Below are 22557 nucleotides of genomic sequence, written 5' to 3' on the forward strand. Positions count from 1 at the left end.
GAGGTCCGTGATCACGACGTCGACGATCTCCTCCTCGAGGCGGTCGAGCGCCTCGCGGCCGTTTCCCGCCGTGGCGACGTGGAAGCCCTCCGCTTCGAGGATCTTCCGAAGCAGGTCGAGCGCGGGCTTCTCGTCCTCGACGAGGAGGACCGTTCCCTTTCCGCTCTTCACGCCGGCACCGTTTCGACCAGCGGAACGCGAGGCAGCGTGAAGGTGAAGCGGGTGCCGCCCCCCGGGAGATTCTCGGCGACGAGCTCTCCGCCGTGATCGTGGACGATCTTGCGGGTCATGGCGAGGCCGAGGCCCACCCCTGCCTCGCGCGTCGAGAAATACGGCTCGAAGATCTTCGCCAGGTGCGCCGGCGGGATGCCCGGGCCGGTGTCGTCGAACCGGACGCGGATCTCGCGGCCGTCGGAGTCCGCCGCGATCGTCAGCCGGCCGCCGCCCGCCATCTGGACGGCGTTCAACGCCACGTTCAGGAAAGCGGACTTCAGGAGGTCCCGGTCGGCGGCGAGCTCGGCCGGCGCCCCGTCGACGGAGATCTCGACGCCTCGCAGCGCGGCCTCGGGCCCGAGCTCCCGGGCGACCTCCCGGGCGAGCTCGGTCGCGTCGAAGGTCGCGGGGGAGAGGCGCATCGGCTTTCCGTAGGTGAGGAAATTCGTGATGAGCGAGTTCAGGCGTCCGATCTCGTCGCGAAGACTGTCGGTCGTTTCCTCGAATTCCCGCCGGTCGGGCGCGCCGGAGGGAAGAAACCGCCGGCGGAGGTATTCGACGGCGAGGGCGATCGTGTTCAACGGGTTGCGGATCTCGTGGGCGATGCCGGACGCGAGGTGCCCCAGCGAGGCCCGCCGCTCGGCCGCGGCCAGGCGCGCCTCGAGCGCCCGCTGCTCCTCGAGGCGGGCGACCATCGCGTTCCAGGTCTGGACCAGCGCGCCGAGGTCGTCGGTCCGGCGGCTCTCGATCTGCGCGTCGAGGTCTCCTTCGGCGACTTTCTGCGCGGCCGCGGCGAGCTGTCCGACCGGCTGCGTGAAGTTGCGGGTGAGGAGGAGGAGCAGGACGAGGCCGACCGCGAACACCGCCGTCAGCGCGGCGACCCGCCGGCCGAAGCTTCGCGAGATCGTCGCCTCGTAGTCGTCGAGCAGCAGGTCCACCGTGACGTATCCGACCTTCTGGTTCTGCGAGATGATGGGCATGATGAGCCGGTAGTCGCGCTTCGGACCGGTCGATTCGACGTCCCCGCCGATGGTTCCCTTGATCGCGATGTCCTCGGGGGCCTTCTTGCGCCGCGCGCGCCCCTTCGAGGTCGCGATCACGGCGCGTTCCGGGCTCAGGATCTGGATCTCGCGCACGCCTCGCATCCGCAGCTTCTCGGCATAGTCCTGGAGGACCTCGTTGTCGATCTCGCCCGACGTCGAGATCTGCGCCTGATCCGACGCGACCTCGATCGCCTTCGTGACGGCCTCCATCGTGTTCTCGAGCTTGTCGATCAGCTTCCGCTCGTTGTAGGTGTCGACCGCGAAGAGGAGAGCGACCGTCAGGACGAACAGGAGGAGCATCGCGAGCGCGAGCTTCGTCCGGAAACGCGCCGAGCGGAACGGCCAACGCATGCGGCGATTGTATTCTGGCGGGCGCCGGCCGAAGCGGGACGTATGATCCGGCGCGGAGGCTCGAATGGATTCCGGGATCGTTCCTCCGGCGCCCCAGCGGCTCGATTCGTGGCTCGACGTCGCGTGCCTCTTCAAGACCCGCTCGGCCGCCGCGAAGGCGTGCGACGGGGGAAAGGTGGAGGTCAACGGGAACCGCGGGAAACCCCACAAGACGGTCCGGCCCGGGGACCTCGTCGAGATCACGCTCGACCGCGGGCGGCGGCGGATCGTCCGGGTGCTCGCGACCGCCGCGCACTCGCTGCCGAAGAAGGAAGCGCGGGCGCTCTGGGAGGACCTCACGCCGCCGCCTTCGCCGGAAGAACTCGAGGCGCGCCGCATCGAACGGCTCTCGCGGCCGCTGCCGTCGGGCCGCCCCGACTCCCGCGACCGGCGCTCGATCCGCCGGCTGAAGGGGAGGTAAAATCGGTCATGGCCGATTTCGAGACGCTCTGTCCGCACTGCCATTCCCGGCTCAAGGTCGACACCGAGCTCAAGGCGGTGATCGATTTCACGCCGGCCGAGGACCCGAAGACGTTCGAGAACCTCGAGGCGGCGATGGGGCACCTGAAAGCGCACGATGCGGAGCGCGACGCGAAGTTCCAGGTCGCGCTCGATTCCGAGAAGAGCAAGAAGGACGTCCTGCAGAAGAAGTTCGACGAGCTGTTCAAGAAGGCTCAGTCGGACACGTCGAAGCCCATCCGCGACATCGATCTGGACTAGGAGCCGCCGACGCGGCGACGCATCGAGCCGGGCGGGTCGCGTCCGTCGCGCCGCGGGTCTCCGATCCGGTTCCCGGGCTGTTCCCGCCGCAGGTTGTCGCTATAATGCGCACACGCGCAGGAGCTTTTCCGAGCCGACGGCGGTGGCCGCCGTCGACGGATCCGGCGTGCGGCAAATGAGCGCGAACGGAACGGACGCATCACCGCCCGGTGGCTCGCCCCCGCCGATCTCGGTCCTCGAGATCGCCGACGACCTGGAGTTCACCGTCTGGGAGGCGGATCCGCGGACGGAGCGTTTCCGGTTCGTCAGCGACCGGATCGCGCCGCTGCTCGGATGCACGCCGTCCGAGCGGAGGTGGGAGCCCGAGTACGGGGCCGCGCGCGTGCACCCCGAAGACCGGCCCGCCTACCTGGCCCTCTTCCGCGAGCCCTCGTCGGGCCGCTTCGCGATCGAATATCGCGCTTCGGCCGACGACGGCCGCGAGCGATGGCTGCGGGACGTCTTCCGCTTCTCGTTCGACGACGATCACCGCCCGATTTCGGTCCGCGGCATCACCTCCGACGTCACGCCCCGCCACGACGCGGATCAGGCGGCCCGGCGCTCCGAAGAGCGCTACCGCTTCCTCTTCGACGAAAGCCTGGCGGGAATCTTCCGGATGAGCTCGGACGGGGCGCTGCTCGACTGCAACGACGCGTTCGCGCGGATCTTCGGGTATCCGTCCCGCGATGCCGCCATGGCCGGCCGCGACGGCGTGCGGCACTTCGAGGACGCGGATCGGGAACGGATCCTCCAGCGGCTCGCGGCGGACGGGAAGGTCTCCCACGCCGAGCTCCAGGTACGCCGCGGCGACGGGAAGCCCGCCTGGGTCCTCGGCACGTTCACTCGGCTCTCCGGGGGAGCGTCGGCGGCGTTCGAAGGGGTGATCGTCGACATCACGGGACGCAAGAAGGCGGAAGTCCTGATCGAGTACCAGGCGTTCCACGACGGGCTGACGGGCCTCGCCAACCGCAAGCTCTTCCGCGATCGGCTCGTCCAGGCGCTCGCGGTCGCGCGCCGCAAGGGGCGGCGGCTCGCCGTCCTCTTCTTCGACGTCGACCATTTCAAGCTCGTCAACGACCGGTTCGGCCACGAAACGGGCGATCAGCTCCTGCAGGAGGTCGCGACGCGCCTCGTCAAGGCCGTCCGGAAGGTCGACACGGTCGCCCGGCTCGGCGGGGACGAGTTCACGCTGCTCCTCCTCGACACCGAGAGCGCCGACGCCGCCGTCCGGGTCGCGCGGAAGCTCCTCGAGACGATGGGATCACCCTTCTCCGTGGGCGGACGGACGCTGTCGGCGAGCGCGAGCGTCGGGATCAGCCTCTATCCGGAGGACGGCGACGACGAGGAAACTCTCGTCCGGAACGCGGACGCCGCGATGTACCGGGCCAAGGAGCTCGGCCGGAACAACTGCCAGCTCTACACCCGCGCCCTCCAGGTGCGTGCGATGCGGCGGCTGACGATCGAAACGGAGCTCAAGGGGGCGATCGCGCGCGGCGAGCTCGAGGTGCACTATCAGCCGCAGGTGCGGGTCGTCGACGGACAGGTCCGCGGCTTCGAGGCGCTCCTTCGATGGCGCGGGAACGACGGCAAGATGATCTCGCCGGCCGAGTTCATTCCGGTCGCGGAGGAATCGAATCTCATCCTGGAGATCGGGGAGTGGGTCCTCTTCGAGGCGTGCCGCCGGCTCCGGCAATGGCACGACGCGGGATTCCCGGAAGTCTCGGTCGCCGTCAACGTGTCTCCCCGCCAGGTGCAGTTCGGAGGGCTCCTGGAGCTCGTCAATCGCGCGCTCGCCGATTCCTCGGTCCGCGCGTCGACGCTCGAGCTGGAAGTGACCGAGAGCGTCGCGATGCAGGACGTCGAGCACACCCGCGCGCTCTTCTTCGCCCTCCGGGGCGTCGGCGCCCGGATCGCGATCGACGATTTCGGCACGGGACATTCCTCCCTCTCCTACGTCAAGCACCTGCCGGTCCACACGCTCAAGATCGACCAGTCGTTCGTCCGGGACATTCCCGGCAGCTCCGCGGACGAGGCGATCATCGGCGCGATCGTCCACATGGCCGACGCGCTCCGGCTGAGGGTGCTCGCGGAGGGCGTCGAGACGATCGCGCAGCGCGACCTGCTCGTTCGCCAGAAGTGCGGAGAGATGCAGGGATTCCTGTTCAGCCGCGCGCTCCCGGCGGAGGCGACGCTCGCCCTCCTGCGCGAGATCCGGCCCGCGCCTTCCGGCGGGGACTGAGTTCGGTTAGGCTCGCGGCCATGCGCTCCCCGCAGCTCACGCGCCGCCGTCTCTTCGGCGGAATGGCGGCCGGCCTGGCGGCGTCCGCCCTCCCTCTCCCGGGCCGGGCGGTCCGGGCCGAATCCTCCCTGCCGCCGCTTCCCCCTCCTCTCCCGAAGGAGGCGTTCCGGGAGCGGCAGGAGAAGGTCCGGGAGCAGATGGCGCGGCGGCGCATCGACGCGCTCTTCGTCACCCCCTCGACGAACCTGCGGTACCTCGCGAACCTCTCGATCGGGCGCAGCGAGCGGCTCACCGCGCTGCTCCTCCCGGCGAAGGGACCCGCCGTCGTCGTGACCCCGTTCTTCGAGCGCCCGCGCTCGGAGAAGACCGGCGTGTTCGACCGGATCGAGACGTGGCAGGAATCGGAAGACCCGTTCGCGCTCTGCGGGAAGGTGCTCGGAACCGGACGCACGGTCGCGGTGGAAGGATCGACGGCCCTCCACGCGGCCGAGCGCCTGCGGGCGGCGGCGGGAGCGGCGCTCCGCGACGGAACCGATCTCCTCGACGCCCTCCGCGAGATCAAGTCGCCGGCGGAGCAGGGCTTCATCCGGGCGGCCGGGATCCGCACGGTCGCGGCGATCGAAGCGACGTGGGCTCGCCTGCGGGCGGGAATGACGGAGCTCCAGGGCGCCGAGATCCTTTCCGAGGAGTTCGTCCGCGCGGGCGTCCCGTCGGACGGCCTCGTCCAGTTCGGACCGTCGAGCGCCCTGCCGCACGGCGGTCCCGGCGGGCGCCCCCTCGCCGCCGGCGACGTCGTCCTGATCGACTGCGGATGCCTCGTCGAGGGATACACGTCCGACATCACCCGCACCGCGTGCTTCGGAAAGCCGTCCGACCGGGTCCGCCGCGTCTACGACGTCGTCGAACGCGCGCAGCGCGCGGGCATCGACGCGCTCGCGGCGGGCGTCCCGGGCGAGAAGGTCGACGCGGCCGCGCGGAAGGTCATCACCGACGCCGGCTTCGGCGAGTTCTTCACGCACCGCCTCGGCCACGGCCTCGGGATGGACGGACACGAATCGCCGTATCTGGTATCCGGCAACGGCCGCCCCCTCGCCGCGGGGAACGTCGAGACCGTCGAGCCGGGAATCTACCTGCCGGGGGAGTTCGGCGTCCGGATCGAGGACGACTTCGCCGTGACGGCGGGAGGGCGGGACCGACTGTCGCCCCCTCCGGCCGGCCTGCGCATCCTCGCCTAGGCGTCCGGCGCGGCGCCTTCGTGTAAGATCCCCCGGTTTCGTCGAAAGGAACGCACACGATGCCCACGCAGCTCGCTTCGCACGTCAAGGACGCTTCTCTCGCCCCGAAGGGCCGCCTCCGGATCGAGTGGGCCGAGAAGTCGATGCCGGTCCTCGCCCAGATCCGCGCCCGCTTCGAGAGGGAGAAGCCGCTCCGCGGCATGCGTCTCTCCGCCTGCCTCCACGTCACCACCGAGACGGCGAGTCTCGCCCGGACGCTGGCCGCGGGGGGCGCCGACCTCGTCCTCTGCGCATCGAACCCCCTCTCGACCCAGGACGAGGTCGCGGCATCGCTCGTCGAGGACTTCGGCATCTCGGTCTTCGCCATCAAGGGGGAGGACCACGCGACGTACTACGACCACATTCGCGCGGCCCTCGCCCACCGGCCGAACATCACGATGGACGACGGGGCGGATCTCGTCTCGTCGCTCCTCTTCCTCGCGCTCGGCAAGGACCAGGACGTCGATCCGGTCGTCCGCGAGTGGGCGCGCTCGCTCTCCGCGGCGGACCGGCGCGCGCTCCTCGAGGGAATCGTCGGCGGGACGGAGGAAACGACGACGGGAGTCGTCCGCCTGCGAGCCATGGAGAAGGCCGGCGTCCTCAAGTTCCCGGTGATCGCGGTCAACGAGGCGCGCACGAAGCATTTCTTCGACAACCGCTACGGGACGGGGCAGTCGACGCTGGACGGCGTGATCCGCGCGACGAACCTCCTCATCGCGGGACTGAACGTCGTCGTCGCGGGCTACGGGTGGTGCGGCAAGGGCGTCTCGATGCGCGCGCGCGGCCTCGGCGCCCACGTCATCGTCACCGAGATCGACCCGACGAAGGCGATCGAGGCGGCGCTCGACGGGTTCCGCGTGATGACGATGGACGAGGCCGCGGCGATCGGCGACGTGTTCATCACGGTCACCGGCAACAAGGGGGTGATCTCGGGAGACCACTTCGCGCGGATGAAGGACGGGGCGGTCGTCTGCAACTCGGGCCACTTCAACGTCGAGCTCGACATCCCGGCGCTCGAGAAGCAGTCCCGCGCGCGCCGGTCGATCCGAGATTTCGTGGAGGAGTTCACGCTCGAGGGCGGACGCAAAGTCTACTTGCTCGCCGACGGCCGGCTCATCAACCTTTCGGCCGCCGAGGGCCACCCGGCGTCGGTGATGGACATGTCCTTCGCGAACCAGGCGCTCGCGGCGGAGTACATGGTCAAGAACCACGCCACGCTCGAGAACCGGATCCACGTCGTTCCCGACGAGATCGACCGGGAGATCGCGCGGCTCAAGCTCGCCGCGATGGGAATCCGGATCGACACGCCGACCGCCGAACAGGTGAAATACATGAATTCCTGGGAAGAGGGAACGTAACCTCTCGTCCCGGAGGGCCGCCGTCCGCGAGGCCGGTCGGCGGACCTCCCGGACCGGCGAAGGGGAGGCCCTCCGGTTCCCGGTCCCCGTTCAGCGCCGCATCGGCTCCGCGCCTTTCAGGTTCGGACCGTCGTCATCCGGTAGGCGGCGAAGAGCACGAAGATCAGGTTCGGCCCCCAGGCCGCGAGCATCGGTGGAACCGACCCCACTTCGCCCAGCCGGGAAAAGAGCGAGGCGACGATCAGGAAGAGCATTCCGACCGCGAGGCCCACGCCGATGCCGGTGAGCGTGCCGCGCCGGCCGATCGAGAACGCGAAGGGGAGCGCGAGACAGGCGAGCACGATCGTCTGGGCCGCCGCCGCCGGTTTTCCCGCCAGGGCGGTCGCGAGCTCGGCGACGGGGTAGCCGGTCCGCGAGAGCCGTTCGACGTAGCGGTCGAGGGCGCGGTACCGCATCTCGTCGGGCCGCCCGGCCGTCCGTTCGAACAGCCGCGGGTCGTCCGCGGCGACCCGCATCGTGGCGAACGGCGAGAACGACGTTTCCGCGGCTCCCTCGAAGGTCCGGCGCCACCCGTCGCGGAAGCGCCAGCCGCTTCCGTCCCACTCGGCGGTCGACGCGGCCGTCCTCGCGACGAGCCGGAAGTCGCGATCGAACTCGAAAACCGAAGGACGCCACAGTCGCCGGGCGCCGGCTTCATAGGTGTCGAAGTTCCAGATCCGGGAGCCGTCCCCCCCGAGGGCCCAGCTTCCGCCCGTCGGCGTCGCCGCGAGGCGCTCGGTCCGCCCCTTGATCCGGTCGAGGAGTCGGTGCGACTCGCGGTTGGCCCCCGGGAGCACGTATTCGCCCGTCCAGAACGCGGCGCCCGAGGCGGCGAAGGCGAAGAGCACGACGGGGACGCCGAGCCGCGCGAGCGGCACGCCGCACGCCTTGAAAGCGGTGTCCTCTCCGTGACGGGAGAGCGAGCCGAGCGCGACGAGGGCGGCGAGCATCACGCAGAACGGCAGGATCTGGACGAGGATCGGCGCGAGCATCGCCCGGTAGTACGCGGCGACGACCTCGGAGGGGATGTGCCGCTTGAGGATGTCGTCGGCGTGATCGGAGTAATCCACGAGGACGTAGAGGAACGTGACGGAGACGTAGATCGCCGCCAGCGCGGCGACGAAAGGGGAGAGAACGTAACGATCCAGCCGGGTCGGGAATCGGGCGAGCCCCATCCCCGCGGGCGCCGCGGCCGCCTCCGAGGCGGGGCGCCCGGCGGCATCCTCCCTGCGCTCGCCGCGCCGCCGCCGCCAGCGTTCGATCCAGCCCAGGCGTTCCCGTTCCGGGCGCAGGAAGAGAAAAGCGCCGAACAGGGCGAGGAGCACGTTCGGGAGCCACATGGCGAAGGCGGGCGATACCCGGCCGTCCTCCGCCCAGTTCTCGCCGGTGTTGAAGAGGAGGTAATAGGCCAGGATGATCGCGAGCGACACGGCGAAACCGCTGCCGCGGCCGCCCCGCCGGTTCGTGATGCCGAGCGGCAGGCCCACGAGCGCGAAGACGAGGCAGGCCGCCGGGATGGCGAATTTCTTGTGGATCTCGACGCGAAGCAGCCGATAGCGCTCGGGAGAGACTTCCGGCCGCCGCAGGTTCCTCCAGAGCTCGGCGAGGGTCTGGAGGCGAACCCCTTTCTCGACGTGGCCCCGCTCGCCGGGAGTCTCGCGGCTCTCGTGGACGAGGATGCTCAGGTGGTCGCTGCGATCGACCCGGTAGATCCGGGGATCGAGACGCTCGGTGGTGTGCTGGATCGCCCCGGTGAGATCCAGCCACAGCCGGCGCCCGTCGAACCGGAACCGCCCCTCGCGGGCGACGATGACCGATTCGCGGTTGCGGTCCGTCCGGTCGTCCAGGAAGACGCCGCGCCACCCGGCCGCGCCCGGGACGTCGCGGTCGACGAACATCATCCAGTCCCACTCCGTCCGCGGCTCCGTGAACACGCGGGGACGGACCATCTCCAGGGCGGCCGACGCGAAGAGCCGGCTCTCGAGGCGCTCGAGGCGGTCGTTGGCCGCCGGATAGCCCCACATGCTCAGGATGCCGACGAGGACCGCGAGGGCGGCGCCGGCCATTCCGACGGGCAGGAAGAGTCGGGTGCGGGAGACGCCCGATGCGCGCAGCGCGACGATCTCCGAATCTCCGGACAGGCGCCCGACACCGATCAGGATTCCGAAGAGGAACGCCATGGGGATCGTCAGGACGAGCACCTGCGGGAGGGTCAGGAGTAGGAGCTTCGCGACGACGGAAGCGGGCGCGCCCCGGCGGACGACCATCTCGGACAGCTGGACGAGCGAGCGAAGGAGGAGCAGGAACGTGTAGGCGGCGAGGCCGAGGCCGAACGGGGGAAGGATCTCGCGCAGGACGTTCCGGGAGATGAGCTTCATGCGGCAGCGCAGTGTAGCAAGTCGGCGGCAGGCCGGCGGGCGGCATGCAGCGTCCGATAATATATATTATGTAAAATAGGCTAACCAGAGGAAATGCTTCCGAAAGGACGCCTCCTCAGCCGATTTGCCTATTTCTGAATAATGTTGCCGGGCAACTCCCGCCTCCCCGACAAAGCCGTCCGCCTACCCGAAGGCGGTCCGGCAAGGAGCCGAGAGTCGAGAGCGCGCGGACCGCGCCCGAAGCGGTCTCTACTTTTTCCGGAGCTCGACTTCGCCCTTGCGGATGTCCTCGATGATCTTCTGAAGAGCCTCGACGATCTCTTCCTTCCCGACGCGGCTTCGGTTGAACGCGAGGTTCAGGCGGAACGGAGAGTTCTTCGGGGCGTAGCGGAACTGGAAGGGTTGCGGCCGCCGGCGGGCGTCACCGTCCTCCTCTTCCTTCTTCTGCTGCCGGAGGGATTCCCGCGTGGCGCCGGCCACGATCGCCCGGATCCGCTTCTCCATCTCGTCGCGGTCGCCGGCTCGCGCGACGTCGAGCAGGAGCGACTTGGAATGGATGTCGGCCCGCCGACATTCGTCCCGCAGGTCCTCCGGGATCCGAAGGAGCGAGAGAGACTCGGTGACCGCGACCCGGGATTTCCCGAGCGTCTCGGCGACGTGCTGGTGGGTGTACCCGTGTCGGTCGATCAGGGACTGGAAGCCTTCCGCTTCCTCGAACGGCGTGAGGTCCTTCCGGTGGAGATTCTCGATGAGCGCGATCTCGAGGACCTCGTTCTCGGGGACGTCGAATTCGATCGCGGGAACCTCCGTGAGGCCCGCTTCGAGTGCCGCGCGGAAGCGCCTCTCGCCCGAGATGATCTGGAACCTCCCGTCTGAGGTCGGCCGGACGAGGATCGGCTCGAGGATCCCCTTGCTCTCGATCGACGCCTTGAGATCGGAGAGGTCTCCGACGTTGTGCCGCGGCTGGTCCGGGTTCGTCTCGATGTCGGTGACGGGGAGATATTTTCCGAGCGACGCGCCGAAGCGCTCCGCGAGGGCGTCGACGAAATGGGCATCGTGGCGCATCTTGGCCTGGATCGGCAAACCTCGCTTAGACACGGGACAGCACCTCCTCGGAAAGCGAGTAGTACTCGAGCGCGCCCGACGATCGCGGCGCGAACGTGAAGATCGTCTCGCGATGAGCGGGGCTCTCCTCGAGCCGCACGCTCTTCGTGATGACGGTCTTGAAGAGCTTGTCCCCGAAGACGCGGCCGATCTGGTCCTGGACGTCCTTGGCGATCACCGTCCGCTTGTCGTGGAGCGTGATCACGACGCCCAGCACCCGGAGATTCGGGTTGGGCCGCGCCTTGATCTTCTCGATCGTCTCGAGGAGATCGTCGGTGCCCTCGAGGGAGAAGAACGACGACTGGATCGGGATCAGGATGTGAGTCGAGGCGACGAGCGCGTTGACCGTGATCATCCCGAGCGTCGGAGGCGTGTCGATCACGATCGCGTCGAAGCGCTCCTGAGCCCCGGAGATCTTGTCCTTCAGCCGGAAGTGCCCGTCGATCTCCCCCACCAGCTTGCTCTCGATCTTGGCGAGGGAGATCCGCGAGGGCGCCACGATGAGGTTCGGATCCTTCGTCGGCTTGACGATGTGCGACAGCTTCGTCGCGGGGTCGGAGAGAACGTCGAACATCGATTTCTCGATGTCCTTCCGGTCGACGAAGGTGATGGTGCTGTTGGCCTGGGGATCGAGGTCGATGAGGAGGGTCTTCAGACCCTTCTGGGCGAGCGCGGCGGCGAGGTTGATCGCCGTCGTGGTCTTGCCCACTCCCCCTTTTTGATTGGCGATGGTGATGATCACCGGGTTCGATTATGGACGCGCGACCCGGTGGCGTCAAACAGGCGGCGGAATTTCCCGGATCGGGCCGGTCTCCGGCGTCGGGTCAAGCGACTCTGCCGCTTCGACCCGGCGCTCTACATCTTGTACTTGCCCAGCTCTTCCGGATCGACTTCCTCGAGCCACTTCTTCAGCCGGTCCGGGTTGCGGGCGTCCTCGACCTCGATCTTGCGGCTCTTCTCGAGGACGTCATCCTCGACGTAGATCCCGGCTCCGAACCGGAGGGCGAGCGCGAGCGCGTCGGAAGGGCGGCTGTCGATCTCGATCGACTCCCCCTCCCGCGTCACGAAGATCCGGGCATAGAACGTATTGTCGCGGAGGTCGTTGATCACGATCTTCTCGATCTTCGCCTTCAGGTCGCCGAGCGTGTTGAAGAACAGATCGTGCGTGAGGGGACGCGAGGTCGCGACGTTCTCGATCTTCAGGGCGATCGCGTTCGCCTCGAAGACCCCGATCCAGATCGGCAGGAAGAACTTCTCCTCGTCGTCCTTCAGCACCACGACCGGCGTGTTCGAGATCGGGTCCAGGAGCAGCCCCTTGATCTCCATCTTCTTCATGGTTCCCCTCCCCCGGAGTGCTTCCCGCGGGGGGAGCACGGCGGAAATCGACCGTGTCGGCCGGCCGACCGATTCACGCGGGCGACCCGGCGAGCGAATTCTCCAGCCCCCGCTCGATCCGGACGGGGACGTATTCCCCGGGTCGGACGGGATGCTCCGGACGGGGATGGAAATGCACGATCCGGTTGCACGAGGTGCGGCCGGAAAGCGTGCTCCCGATCTTGCTGGCCCCTTCCACGAGAACGTCGAAGACGCTCCCCTCGAGCTCGCGGTGCGCTTCCGCCTGGATCCGCCTCTGAAGATCGAGGAGGCGTCCGAGCCGCTCGCGGGCGACCTCCTCCGGCACCTCGGATTCGGCCCCCCACCGCGCGGCGGCAGTCCCCGGGCGGGCGGAATAGAGAAACGCGAAGAGCATGCCGAAGCGGATCTCTTCGACCAGCGCGAGCGTCCGACGGAAGTCCTCTTCCGTTTCCCCCGGAAACCCGACGATGAAATCCGACGAGAAGACGACGTCGCCGGCGCGAGCACGGACGTCCGCGACGATCTCCCGGTAGCGCTCCGCGGTGTACCGGCGCTTCATCCGGGAAAGGATCCGATCGGACCCCGACTGGGCGGGCAGGTGGAAGTAGCGGCCGATCTTCGGGTGGCGGGCGAGCACGTCCGCGAAGCCCGGGGTGACGAACGCGGGGTGCGAGGTGATGTAGCGCAGCCGTCGGACCCCGTCGATCCCGCAGAGCCGCTCGAGCAGGTCGGCGAGATCCGCCCCCGATTCCGGACACGAATACGCGTTGACCGTCTGGCCGAGGAGGGTGATCTCGGTGAAGCCGTTCCCGGCGAGCTCCCGGCACTCCGCTTCGATCTCGGCGGCGCGGCGGCTGCGCTCCCGGCCCCGCGTGAAGGGGACCACGCAGAACGTGCAGAACTGGTCGCATCCCTCGATGACGGTCACGAACGCCTGGAAGGGGGACTGCCGGGCGATCGATCGGAACTGGTACACGGGGCTGTCGCGATCGAGATCGAGGAGCGCGCCGCGGCGCCCCCGGAGCGCCTCTTCGATCGCCTCCGGGACCTTTTCGACGTTGCCGGTCCCGAGGACGAAGTCCACGTACGGCATTCGATCGAGGATCTTCAGACCCGCCCGCTGGGCGACACAGCCGGTGACCCCGATGACGCGTCCCGCCTTCTCGCGCTTCCACGCGGCGAAACGCCCGAGCTCCGAATAGACCTTTCCCTCCGCCTTCTCCCGGACGTCGCAGGTATTCAGCAGGAGCACGTCCGCGTCGAAGGGGTCCTCGGTCGACGAGAGTCCCCGGGACTCGAGGAGACCGGCCATTCGCTGGCTGTCGAGAACGTTCATCTGACAGCCCCAGGTTTCGACGTGGAACTTCATCGCTCCCCCGTCCGTCAGCGGATCCACCCGGGGTAGGCGCCGGCTCGCCGGGCCTCGTCCTCCAGATCGTCGAGCTGCTTCTGAGCGGCTTCGAGCGCGGAGTGGGCCTTGATCGTTTCCTCTTTCGCGCGGTCCCAGGCCGGCTTGATGACGTTGTCGCGGTACTGGCCGTCGTCCCAGGCGTAGAAGTCGTTCTCCTGGCGCTTCTCCTCGGCTTCCGCCGCGGCGAGCGCGTCCTGGGCTTTCTGGACGGCGTCGCGGGTCGCGGCCGCCTTCGCCTTCCAGTACGCCTCGTCGTGTCCCTGAAGATCCACGATCTTCGGCATCGTGACCGGCGGCGGCGGGGCGGGCGCCGTTTTCGGAGACGGAGCGTTCGGGGAGGCTCCCTTCTCCCCTTCCGATGCCGACCCCTTCACCATCGCGTTGTCGATGACGATCCTCGGACTCTTCTTGGCGGGGGGCGACGCCGGCCGAGCCGCGGCCTTCGGCGCTTCGCCCGTTGCCGGGGAGGGCGCGATGGGGTGCCCTTTGAAGCTGCCGCCCAGCTTGTGCTTCGGAGCGGGCGTCTCAGCGGATTTGGGAGGCGGCTCGTCCGCGCCGCGGGCCAGCGAACCAGCGAGGAGCAGCGCCGCGAAGAGGGCGGATCGCTTCACGACGCGGCTTTCTTGGTCGCCGCCGCGGGCTCCGCTCGCCCGTACGCGTCTTCCAGGCGGACGACGTCGTCGAGCTCCGGCGTGGAGGCTTCCGCGACGTGGCAGTCCGTCTCCGCGATCATCCGGTGCCGCACGCCGGGCGCGAGGTGCCACGCCTCGCCGGGGGTCAGGCGGCGCGTCGTCATCTTGCCGTCGATTTCGACTTCCAGGTCGAGCGTTCCCGAGAGGAGATAGATCGTCTCCTCCTTGCGGCGGTGATACTGCAGCGAGAGCCGCTCCCCGCCCCGGATGAAGAGGATCTTCCCGGCGTACCGCTCGGTATGGGCGTAGATGATCTCGTGCCCCCACGGCTTCTCCACGCGGCGGATCATCGTCGCGTCCTGGCCGCCCATCCGTGGCCGAGCGCGTGCACCTCGTCGGCCGTTTCGCACGAGAGGGCGTCCGACGCCAGGCCGGCGAGCTCTTCCGAAGAGAACCGGGCGAGCATCTCGTCGACCTTCGGGATCAGCACCGGGCTCATCGAAAGCTCTCTCACTCCCATTCCCGCCAGGAGGCAGGCGCCGAGCGGATCCCCCGCGAGCTCGCCGCAGACCGCCAACGGCCGGCCGGCCGCGCGGGCCGCATCGACGATCCATTTTATCACCCGGAGCACGGCGGGCGCGGCCGGGCGGTAGTAGGCGGACACCGTCGGGTCGCTCCGTTCGGCGGCGAGGACGTACTGGGCGAGGTCGTTCGTGCCGATCGAGAAGAAGTCCGATTCGCGCGCGAGCTCCGCCGCGAGGACCGCCGCGGAGGGAACCTCGATCATCGCTCCCAGCGGGGGGATCGGGGCCTCCTCCTCTTCCGCGACCGCGCGCAGATGCGCCCGCGCCGCCGCGACTTCCTCGGGCGAGGAGACCATCGGCAGGAGGATCCTGACGTTGCCGGCCGACCGCCCGGCGCGCACGAGCGCGCGGAGCTGGTCGCGAAAGGCGTCCGGATGCGCCAGGCTGTGACGCACCCCGCGGAGACCCATCGCCGACGTGTCGTGGTCGCGCGGTCCCCATCCTTTCTCGCCGCCGAGGTCGTACGTGCGGACGACGAGCGCGTTTGGACGGCATTCGACCGCGAGCGCCGCGTAGACCTGCTCCTGCGCCTGGACCGAAGGAGGGCCGTCGGTCGCCCCGAGGAACAGGAACTCCGAACGGAACAGGCCGATTCCCTCGGCGCCATAGCGGGCGAGGATCCGCGCCTCTCCCGGCAACTCGATGTTCGCGCGGAGGGTGATCGGAACTCCGTCGGCGGTCGCCCCGTGGCGTCGGTACGCCCGGTTGCCCCTCGCCTTCTCCTCTTCGCGGCGCCGCGCCGCGCCTTCGAGCGCGCGGCGGAGCTGCGGCTTGGTCGGCGCCGGGTCGACGACGCCGCGGTCGCCGTCGACGACCATGGGCCGGCTCCCCATCGCGGAGTCGAGGAGCCCGGAGACGCCGACGACGGCCGGCAGCCCGAACGACCGGGCGATGATCGCGGTATGGGAATGGACGCCTCCGCGCTCGAGGGCGATCCCCGAAAACCGCGACGAATCGAGGCGCGCCGCCTGCGCGGGCGACAGATCGTCCGCGACGAGGATCGAACCCGGCTCGATCGCCGCCTTCTCGAAGCCTTCGCCGGAGGCCGAGAGGTCCATCGCGATCGCGCGCGCAACCTGGAGGATGTCGTCGCCGCGCGCCGAGAAGACCGGATCGACGGCGCCGGAAAGACGTTCCTGCAGTTCCTCGGCCGTCGCCCGGAGAGCCCATTCGGCGTTGATCCGCTCGCGGCGGATCCGCTTCTCGACGGGGCGGATGAACGCGGGGTCGATCGCCATGAGCGCGTGGGCGGCGAGGATCGAGGCGAGCTCTTCCCCCATCGCCGAAGCGCCGCTCTCGGCGAGCCCCGTGAGGCGGCGGGAAGCGGCTTCGGCGGCACCGCGGAGCCGCGCGCACTCCTCCTCGACTCGTTCCGGCGAGATCGGGAGCCGGGCCACCCACCCGTCGCGGGTCCGGAGCACGACGGCGCGGCCGACCGCGATCCCTCCGGAGACGCTGACGCCACGCAGCGCGGGCACGGGTTATTCGTCCTCGTCGAAGCGGCGCGCGATCAGATCCTCGACCGCGCGGGACGCCTCGACTTCGTCGTCTCCCTCGACCGTGAGCTCGATGGTGGTACCGCTCGACGCGGCGAGCAGGAGGATCCCGAGGATCGACTTGCCGTCGACTTCCTCGTCGTCCTTCCGGATCTTCACCGAGGAACGGAAACGGCTGGACGTGTGGACGAGCTTGGCGGCGGCCCGCGCATGGAGTCCGAGCCGGTTCCGGATTTCCATCGATTTCGTGATCACGACGCGATTCCCGGCGGCGCCTCGGTCGCGGCGGAAAGGAGCTCGGAAGCGACCTCGATCGACTTCCTCCCCCGCTCCCGGACCGCGTGGGCGAGAGCGGGGAGGCGCTCTTCCCGGCGGGTCGCGACGCTCCGGAGCAGCATCGGGAGATTCGCGCCGGTGACGATCTCGACGCGCTCGTCCTTCAGGAACGGAAGCGCGAGATTCGACGGCGTACCGCCGAACATGTCCGTCAGGATCAGCACGCCGGCGCCGCGATCGACGCCGGCGATCGCCGATTCGATCCGGGAGCGGGCGCCGTCCGCCGGCTCGTCCCACCCGAGGCCCACCGCGGCGATGGCCTCGGTCTCCCCCGCGATTTCTCCGGCCGCGCGGACCAGCTCGGACGCGAGCCCGCCGTGCGTCACCACGAGAATCCCGATCATCCCTTTCTCAGCTCCTTTCGGCGTCCCGGTGCCGGACCCGGACGCCGTACTTCTTCCCGCGCAGGGCCTGGGCGAGGCGTTCGACGACGTAGACCGACCGATGGCGCCCGCCCGTGCAGCCCACGCCGATCGAAAGATAGCTCTTGCTCTCCTTCTCGTACCGGGGCAGGAGGTATTCGATGAATTCTAGCAGACGGGAGAGGAACGGCTCGGTCTCCGGGTCCTTCTCGATGTACGCGGCGACCGCGGGATCCTCGCCCGTCTTCGGCTTCAGCTCGGGGACGAAGTGCGGGTTGGCGAGGAAGCGGACGTCGAAGAGGAGATCGAGGTCGTACGGCGCGCCGAATTTGAAGCCGAACGACGTCAGCGAGACGACGAGCCCCGCCGCCTCGTCTCCCGACCGGAACGTCCGCGAGATCAGCGCTCGCAGCTCGTGCACGGTGAGCGTCGAGGTGTCGATCAGGAGATCGGCGAGAGAGCGGACGTCCGAGAGCGTCTCCCGCTCCCGGCGGAGCGCTTCGAGGAGCGACTTCCCTTCGGCCATCGGGTGCGGCCGGCGCGTTTCCGAAAACCGCCGGATGAGCGCGTCCTCGGAGGCGTCGAGGAAGACGAGCTTCGCCGAGGGGACCCGCTCCTTGATGCGCCGCAGCGTCTCGGGAAAGCGCGAGGCGAAATCGGGGTTGCGCACGTCGAGCACGACGCAGATCTTCCGCCGCGGAACGCGCTCGTCGAGCGCCTCGTCGAGGAGCGGGTCGACGAGGGAGAGCGGCAGGTTGTCGACGCAGAAGTACCCGAGGTCCTCGAAGCAGCGCTCGACGTAGCTCTTCCCGGACCCGGAGAGTCCGGTCACGATGACGAGGCTCTCCGGGCCGGCGCTCAACTTCGGGCGCGCTTCTTGGTCGCGCGTGCGTTCCGCGCGATCTCCGCGTCGACGCGCTCCGTGAACTCGCGCGCCGCGTCGTATCCCTGGGTCTTCAGGAGCTCGTTGCGCGCGGCGATCTCGATCAGGATCGCGAGGTTCCGCCCCGACGCCACCGGGAGGCGCATGAGGGGCCGCTTCTCTCCGAGGATCTCGTGGGTCTCCTGCGAGAGCCCGAGCCGGTCGTACTGCTCCCCCGGCTTCCACCGCTCGAGCGTGATGACGAGCTCGACGTCCTGCGAGGCGCGCACGGCGGAGACGCCGAAGAGGTGCTTGATGTTGATGATCCCGATCCCGCGGAGCTCCATGTGATACCGGATCAGGTTCGAGGCGCGGCCGACGAGCCGCCCCGACGGGAGGCGCGAGATCTGCACCGCGTCGTCCGCGACGAGGCGGTGCCCGCGCGTGATCAGATCGAGCGCGCACTCGCTCTTGCCGATGCCCGACTCCCCCGTCAGGAGCACGCCCATTCCGTGCACGTCGACGAGCACGCCGTGGACGGTCTGCTGCGGCGCGAGCGATTCCTCGAGCATCCCCGTGACGCGCTGGATGACGACCGACGTCGTCGCCGGCGAGACGAAGAGCGGCACGTGGCGCCGGCGGCACTCCCGCAGCAGCTCGGGGGGCGGCGTGAGCCCCTTCGTCACGACGAATCCCGCGACCGGAAGCGCCGCGATCGCCGCGAACCGCTGCCGGCGCTCGATCGGCGAGAGCGTCTCGATGTAGTCGAGCTCGCTTTCGCCGAGGATCTGGAGGCGCCCCGGCTTGATGTACGGGAGGAAGCCGGCGATGGCGAGACCCGGTCTCTGGATGCGCCAACCGGTCAGGGGCCGCGCGAGGCCGCGTTCCCCGGCGACGAGCGCCAGCTCGAGGACGGCGAGCGACGGGGCGCGGAGCGCCTCCGTCGTGAGGGTTCGCCCTTCCAGTTCCCTCATACGGAGGCGATCCGGGCTTCCGCGGAACGCAGCGCCTTCGCGACGTCCTCGGGGGAGCCGGCCGTCAGGATCGCGTCGGTCACTCCCGGGGTCTTGACCAGCCGCGAAATCCGGGCGAGCGCCTGGAGATGTCCCGCGGGAGCGTCGGCGGGCGACAGGACGAGGAGCACGAGCCGCACGAGCCGTCCGTCGAGCGCCCGGAAGTCGACGCCTTCGGGAACGACGCCGACCGCGACGAGCACGCCATCGAGTCCCGCGAGCTTGCAGTGCGGGATCGCGAGACCGTTGCCGAGGCCGGTGCAGCCCAGCTTCTCCCGTTCGAGGAGCCGCGCCGTCAGGTCGGCCGCGTCCTTCACGTCTCCCGAAGCTTCCAGCCTCCGCGCCATTTCCGAGAGCGTCCCGGCCATCGACTCCCCGGGCAGATCGAGGTAGATCCTCCGGGCGTCGAAGAGAGACGAAGCGGAGCCGTCCACTACCACTCCGGAGCGATCAGCCCGAAGTTGCCGTCCTTGCGTTTGTAGAGGACCGAGACCCGCTCGGAAGACGCGTCGTGGAACACGATGAACTCGTGCAGCGAATCCTCGAGCTCGAGCGCGGCCTCCTCGGCCGACATCGGTTTGATCGGGATCCGGGTGGTCTTCACGATCCGGCGCTCGGCCGGAGAGGTCAGCGCCTCCGGGGCGATCACGTCGACCGACCATTCCGTGGCGGCCGCGCGCGCGGAGGGCTTCCCCTTGTGCGCCTTGCGGCGGGCCCGCTCCTTCGTCGCCTGGGTCTCGAGCTTGTCGAAGACCGCCGCGACGGCGCCCGTGAGGTCCGTGCTCTCCGCCTTCGCCTGCCAGTTGCGCCGCCGGGAAGTCACGATCACGTCGGCCGTGACCCGGTGCTTCTCGCCGGTCAGGATCAGGCGTCCTTCGACGATCTTTCCGGTGTGCCGCTCGAGCCGCGCGGCGCGCTCCTGGACCCGCGTCTTCTCCCGGGCGGGGATGTCGATGTGCCGGCCCGTGATCTCAATCGGCATGGGGCCCCCTTTGTCTTCCCGGTCAGAACAGCGCCTTGCGCTGGCTGGACGACGCCAGCCTCAGCTCCTCGCGGTACTTCGCGACCGTCCGCCGCGCGATCTGGATCCCTTCGCTTCGGAGCCGCTGCATGAGCTTCGCGTCGGAGAGAGGTTTGCGCGGGTCTTCCTCGGAAATCATCCTGGAGATCTTATTCTTGATCGAAAGCGAAGACACGTCCTCCCCCTCGGAGGAGTCGATCCCCGTGTGGAAGAAGTACTTCATCGGGAGGATGCCGCGCGGCGTCTGCATGTACTTGTTCGACACGACGCGCGAGACGGTCGACTCGTGCATGCCGATGTCGTTGGCGACGTCCCTCAGGACGAGGGGGCGCAGGAACTCGATTCCCTTGTCGAGGAATTCCTTCTGGTGCATGACGATCGACTCGGCGACCTTGTAGATCGTGCGCTGGCGCTGGTCGAGGGACTTGATCAGCCACACCGCCGACCGCATCCGCTCCTTGAGGTACTCCTTCGCGTCCGCCCCGAGGCTCCCGTTCTCGTTGTGGAGCATGCGCCGGTAGGAATTCGAGATCCGGAGCCGCGGGAGACCGTCCTCGTCGAGGATGACGATGTATTCGCCGTCCACCTTGCGGACGACGACGTCGGGCTGGACGTACACGGTGCGGTCGCTCGCGTATCGCCTTCCGGGCTTCGTCTCGAGATTCTTCACGATCGTCAGCACCGTCTGGAGCTCCGTCATCGGGACGTTCAGCTCCTTGGCGAGCGCCGCGAACTGGCGGTTGAGGAAGAGCTTCCAGTGAGTCGTCAGGACCTTGTCCAGGATCTCGTTCTCGATCCCGAGCGTCCGGACCTGCCGGCGCAGGCAGTCGGGGAGGTCGTACGCGCAGATGCCGGGAGGGTCGAAGTTGCGGACGATGTCGAGCGCGGCGTCGACGTCCTCGGCGGTCCAGGAGCCCGCCCGCTCGATCTCCTCCCGGCTCACCTGGAGGTACCCGTCTTCGTCGATGTTTCCGATCAGGAACTTCCCGGCCTCGATCACCGGTCCCCTCGCGGCGCTCATCCCGAGCTGCCAGTTCAGGTACTCGTAGAGGTCCGGCTGCTCGGCGAGCGTGTTCTCGAGCGGGATCTCCTCCCGTTCCTCGAACTGGCGCGGGTTGTAACCCGAGTCCATGTAGTCCTGGAAATACGACTCGTAGTCGATCTCCTCGAAGGCGTCCTTCTGCGGCTCCGCCGTCTCCGCGGGAGCCGGCGTCTCAGGCTCCGGAGTCGTCGCCGCCCCGGGGGCGGTTTCCTCTTCGTCCGCGGCGTCCTCGAGCACCGGGTTCTCGACGACCTCCTGGTTGACCGCCTCGGACAGCTCGAGCCGCGTCATCTGCAGCATCTTGATCGCCTGCTGCAGCGACGGCGTCATGACGAGCCGCTGGGAAAGCTTGAGATTGAGCTTCTGTTCGAGAGCCATCAGATTGCGGTTTTCGAGCTCCTAGGCGAGGGTGAACTCCTCGCCGAGATAGATTTCCTTCACGAGCGCGTCACTCGAAAGAGCAAGAGGCGTGCCCGCCCGTAAAATTCTGCCGTTGTTGATGATATAGGCGCGATCGACGATTTTCAAGGTCTCCCGCACGTTGTGATCCGTGATCAGGATTCCGATCTTCGCGCCCGCGAGCTTGCGGATGATCCGCTGGATGTCGAGGACGGCGATCGGGTCGATCCCCGCGAACGGTTCGTCGAGGAGGAGGAACGACGGAGAGAGGACGAGCGAGCGCGCGATCTCGAGCCGGCGCCTCTCTCCTCCCGAGAGCGCGTAGGCCCGGGACCGCCGGACTTTCCCGAGGCCGAACTCCTCGATGAGCTCGTCGCAGCGCTCGAGACGTTCCGCGTGGGTGAGATCGAGCGTTTCGAGGATCGCGAGCAGATTTTCTTCGGCCGTCATCTTCCGGAAGACGGAGGGCTCCTGCGGAAGGTACGAGACGCCGCGCCGCGCGCGGCGGTACATCGGTTCCGCCGTGATGTCCCGGCCCGTCAGCCAGACGCGTCCCGAATCGGGAGTCGCGAGGCCGACGACGAGATAGAAGGTGGTCGTCTTACCGGCGCCGTTGGGGCCGAGGAGACCGACGATCTCGCCGCTCTCGACCGACACGGAGACGCCGTCGACGACGCGGCGGCCGGAATAGGTCTTGACGAGGTCTTCGGCGCGGAGCGAGGCGGCCCGGTCCGGCGTTTCAGCGGCCGTGGGTCTGATAGACGGACTCGACTCTGCCACCCTCCTTCGCCTTCACTTCGACGCTACCGGACTCCTTTCGGAATGTCAAAACCGCTCCCTGCACGCGGTTCCCCTGCGCATCCTGCGCGACCGCCGGCTCCCCCGCGAGATTCGTCACGCCGGCCGCGGGGTCGTCGACCGCGCGCGTTCCGCTGCCGCGGCGCCCCGTCGCGCGATCTTCGAACGTGACGTCCCCTTCGATCACCGTGCGCTCCACCCGTCCGGCCGCGTCGAGTCGGCACTCGCCGCGGTCCCCGCGCGCCGTCTGCCCGGCGCGCCGGGCCGCGACGTCGCCGTCGAAGACCGCCGTGCGGACGCCGTCCGTCCAGCGCATCGTCCGCGCGGACACCGACGTTCTCGGCGCTTCCTTCGCGCCGGCCGCCGGCGCCGATCGGCCGGCGACCCGCACGTTCCCCTCCGCGCGCGCGGTGCGATCGGCGTCGTGGAGCTCGATCCGGTCGGCGGT

At 68.8% G+C, this 22557-nt stretch carries 24 protein-coding genes; 5 read left to right on the plus strand and 19 right to left on the minus strand.

The genetic code is table 11. From position 1 onward, the window contains the following. Positions 1 to 171 (minus strand): response regulator (locus VFS34_03505; protein ID HET9793505.1); only part of this gene is annotated, 171 nt, incomplete at its 3' end. Beyond that, the gene (locus tag VFS34_03510; GenBank protein HET9793506.1) at positions 168 to 1607 is read right to left on the minus strand and encodes an ATP-binding protein; all 1440 of its coding nucleotides are present in this window, start codon (positions 1605 to 1607) and stop codon (positions 168 to 170) included. The genes VFS34_03510 and VFS34_03505, both read right to left, overlap by 4 nt. Positions 1608 to 1671: 64 nt before the next feature. Here VFS34_03510 and VFS34_03515 point away from each other — a divergent pair, with 64 nt between their 5' ends. The 5 genes from VFS34_03515 to ahcY all read left to right on the plus strand — a co-directional run bounded on the left by VFS34_03515 (position 1672) and on the right by ahcY (position 7276). Continuing rightward, positions 1672 to 2067: an RNA-binding S4 domain-containing protein gene (locus VFS34_03515; GenBank protein HET9793507.1), complete on the plus strand. Its 396-nt coding sequence runs from the start codon at positions 1672 to 1674 to the stop codon at positions 2065 to 2067. An 8-nt stretch (positions 2068 to 2075) separates the two neighbouring features. Then, complete coding sequence (locus tag VFS34_03520) at positions 2076 to 2366, plus strand: hypothetical protein (GenBank protein ID HET9793508.1); 291 nt, start codon at positions 2076 to 2078, stop codon at positions 2364 to 2366. Positions 2367 to 2541: 175 nt separating this feature from the next. Next, complete coding sequence (locus VFS34_03525; GenBank protein ID HET9793509.1) at positions 2542 to 4644, plus strand: EAL domain-containing protein; 2103 nt, start codon at positions 2542 to 2544, stop codon at positions 4642 to 4644. 20 nt (positions 4645 to 4664) lie between these two features. After that, a complete protein-coding gene (locus VFS34_03530) occupies positions 4665 to 5879 on the plus strand; it encodes a Xaa-Pro peptidase family protein (GenBank protein ID HET9793510.1) in 1215 nt (404 codons plus the stop codon). A 59-nt stretch (positions 5880 to 5938) separates the two neighbouring features. Further along, a complete protein-coding gene (ahcY, locus tag VFS34_03535) occupies positions 5939 to 7276 on the plus strand; it encodes an adenosylhomocysteinase (GenBank protein ID HET9793511.1) in 1338 nt (445 codons plus the stop codon). A 116-nt stretch (positions 7277 to 7392) separates the two neighbouring features. On the opposite strand, the gene lptF is transcribed toward ahcY, so the two are convergent. The 17 genes from lptF to VFS34_03620 all read right to left on the minus strand — a co-directional run. Next, positions 7393 to 9693, minus strand: coding sequence for an LPS export ABC transporter permease LptF (gene lptF / locus VFS34_03540; protein HET9793512.1), 2301 nt, complete (start codon positions 9691 to 9693; stop codon positions 7393 to 7395). A gap of 249 nt (positions 9694 to 9942) precedes the next feature. Beyond that, positions 9943 to 10791: a ParB/RepB/Spo0J family partition protein gene (locus tag VFS34_03545; protein HET9793513.1), complete on the minus strand. Its 849-nt coding sequence runs from the start codon at positions 10789 to 10791 to the stop codon at positions 9943 to 9945. Then, positions 10784 to 11539 (minus strand): ParA family protein, encoded by a 756-nt coding sequence (locus VFS34_03550; GenBank protein HET9793514.1) that lies wholly within the window; start codon positions 11537 to 11539, stop codon positions 10784 to 10786. The genes VFS34_03545 and VFS34_03550 overlap by 8 nt, the downstream gene beginning before the upstream one ends. Before the next feature lie 113 nt (positions 11540 to 11652). Further along, a complete protein-coding gene (locus tag VFS34_03555) occupies positions 11653 to 12132 on the minus strand; it encodes a bifunctional nuclease family protein (protein ID HET9793515.1) in 480 nt (159 codons plus the stop codon). A gap of 73 nt (positions 12133 to 12205) precedes the next feature. Next, the gene (gene miaB / locus VFS34_03560; protein ID HET9793516.1) at positions 12206 to 13549 is read right to left on the minus strand and encodes a tRNA (N6-isopentenyl adenosine(37)-C2)-methylthiotransferase MiaB; all 1344 of its coding nucleotides are present in this window, start codon (positions 13547 to 13549) and stop codon (positions 12206 to 12208) included. Continuing rightward, the gene (locus tag VFS34_03565; protein ID HET9793517.1) at positions 13537 to 14175 is read right to left on the minus strand and encodes a hypothetical protein; all 639 of its coding nucleotides are present in this window, start codon (positions 14173 to 14175) and stop codon (positions 13537 to 13539) included. The genes miaB and VFS34_03565 overlap by 13 nt, the downstream gene beginning before the upstream one ends. Then, positions 14172 to 14546, minus strand: a complete 375-nt coding sequence (locus VFS34_03570) for a cupin domain-containing protein (GenBank protein HET9793518.1) — start codon at positions 14544 to 14546, stop codon at positions 14172 to 14174. Before VFS34_03570 ends, VFS34_03565 begins: the two co-directional genes overlap by 4 nt. Beyond that, entirely contained in the window at positions 14543 to 16258 is a 1716-nt protein-coding gene (gene ptsP, locus VFS34_03575) for a phosphoenolpyruvate--protein phosphotransferase (protein ID HET9793519.1), read from the minus strand. Before ptsP ends, VFS34_03570 begins: the two co-directional genes overlap by 4 nt. 3 nt (positions 16259 to 16261) lie before the next feature. Next, on the minus strand, positions 16262 to 16531 hold the full coding sequence (locus VFS34_03580) for an HPr family phosphocarrier protein (GenBank protein ID HET9793520.1): 270 nt from the start codon (positions 16529 to 16531) through the stop codon (positions 16262 to 16264). Beyond that, positions 16528 to 16956 carry a PTS fructose transporter subunit IIA gene (locus VFS34_03585; GenBank protein HET9793521.1) on the minus strand — a complete coding sequence of 143 codons (429 nt, stop codon included), beginning with the start codon at positions 16954 to 16956 and terminating at the stop codon, positions 16528 to 16530. The genes VFS34_03580 and VFS34_03585 overlap by 4 nt, the downstream gene beginning before the upstream one ends. Positions 16957 to 16963: 7 nt before the next feature. Next, positions 16964 to 17836: an RNase adapter RapZ gene (gene rapZ / locus VFS34_03590; GenBank protein ID HET9793522.1), complete on the minus strand. Its 873-nt coding sequence runs from the start codon at positions 17834 to 17836 to the stop codon at positions 16964 to 16966. Beyond that, positions 17833 to 18810 carry an HPr(Ser) kinase/phosphatase gene (gene hprK, locus VFS34_03595; GenBank protein HET9793523.1) on the minus strand — a complete coding sequence of 326 codons (978 nt, stop codon included), beginning with the start codon at positions 18808 to 18810 and terminating at the stop codon, positions 17833 to 17835. Before hprK ends, rapZ begins: the two co-directional genes overlap by 4 nt. Further along, a complete protein-coding gene (locus tag VFS34_03600) occupies positions 18807 to 19283 on the minus strand; it encodes a PTS sugar transporter subunit IIA (protein ID HET9793524.1) in 477 nt (158 codons plus the stop codon). Before VFS34_03600 ends, hprK begins: the two co-directional genes overlap by 4 nt. Next, complete coding sequence (raiA, locus tag VFS34_03605; protein ID HET9793525.1) at positions 19283 to 19831, minus strand: ribosome-associated translation inhibitor RaiA; 549 nt, start codon at positions 19829 to 19831, stop codon at positions 19283 to 19285. The genes VFS34_03600 and raiA overlap by 1 nt, the downstream gene beginning before the upstream one ends. Before the next feature lie 22 nt (positions 19832 to 19853). After that, on the minus strand, positions 19854 to 21290 hold the full coding sequence (rpoN, locus tag VFS34_03610) for an RNA polymerase factor sigma-54 (protein ID HET9793526.1): 1437 nt from the start codon (positions 21288 to 21290) through the stop codon (positions 19854 to 19856). 21 nt (positions 21291 to 21311) lie between these two features. Further along, entirely contained in the window at positions 21312 to 22091 is a 780-nt protein-coding gene (gene lptB, locus VFS34_03615; protein HET9793527.1) for an LPS export ABC transporter ATP-binding protein, read from the minus strand. Then, a partial coding sequence (locus VFS34_03620; protein ID HET9793528.1) for an LptA/OstA family protein occupies positions 22051 to 22557 on the minus strand: 507 nt, incomplete at its 5' end. The genes lptB and VFS34_03620, both read right to left, overlap by 41 nt.

The organism is Thermoanaerobaculia bacterium (assembly GCA_035717485.1).
Lineage (GTDB): Bacteria > Acidobacteriota > Thermoanaerobaculia > UBA5066 > DATFVB01 > DATFVB01.

What these genes read in the sequence shown, in the direction of transcription:
- rpoN (HET9793526.1), bottom strand. Translation starts at nt 21,290, where the DNA reads ATGGCTCTCGAACAGAAGCTCAATCTCAAGCTTTCCCAGCGGCTCGTC.
- lptF (HET9793512.1), bottom strand. Translation starts at nt 9,693, where the DNA reads ATGAAGCTCATCTCCCGGAACGTCCTGCGCGAGATCCTTCCCCCGTTC.
- VFS34_03570 (HET9793518.1), bottom strand. Translation starts at nt 14,546, where the DNA reads ATGATCCGCCGCGTGGAGAAGCCGTGGGGGCACGAGATCATCTACGCC.
- VFS34_03525 (HET9793509.1), top strand. Translation starts at nt 2,542, where the DNA reads ATGAGCGCGAACGGAACGGACGCATCACCGCCCGGTGGCTCGCCCCCG.
- VFS34_03555 (HET9793515.1), bottom strand. Translation starts at nt 12,132, where the DNA reads ATGAAGAAGATGGAGATCAAGGGGCTGCTCCTGGACCCGATCTCGAAC.
- VFS34_03515 (HET9793507.1), top strand. Translation starts at nt 1,672, where the DNA reads ATGGATTCCGGGATCGTTCCTCCGGCGCCCCAGCGGCTCGATTCGTGG.
- VFS34_03520 (HET9793508.1), top strand. Translation starts at nt 2,076, where the DNA reads ATGGCCGATTTCGAGACGCTCTGTCCGCACTGCCATTCCCGGCTCAAG.
- ahcY (HET9793511.1), top strand. Translation starts at nt 5,939, where the DNA reads ATGCCCACGCAGCTCGCTTCGCACGTCAAGGACGCTTCTCTCGCCCCG.
- VFS34_03585 (HET9793521.1), bottom strand. Translation starts at nt 16,956, where the DNA reads ATGATCGGGATTCTCGTGGTGACGCACGGCGGGCTCGCGTCCGAGCTG.
- VFS34_03530 (HET9793510.1), top strand. Translation starts at nt 4,665, where the DNA reads ATGCGCTCCCCGCAGCTCACGCGCCGCCGTCTCTTCGGCGGAATGGCG.
- raiA (HET9793525.1), bottom strand. Translation starts at nt 19,831, where the DNA reads ATGCCGATTGAGATCACGGGCCGGCACATCGACATCCCCGCCCGGGAG.
- VFS34_03510 (HET9793506.1), bottom strand. Translation starts at nt 1,607, where the DNA reads ATGCGTTGGCCGTTCCGCTCGGCGCGTTTCCGGACGAAGCTCGCGCTC.
- hprK (HET9793523.1), bottom strand. Translation starts at nt 18,810, where the DNA reads ATGAGGGAACTGGAAGGGCGAACCCTCACGACGGAGGCGCTCCGCGCC.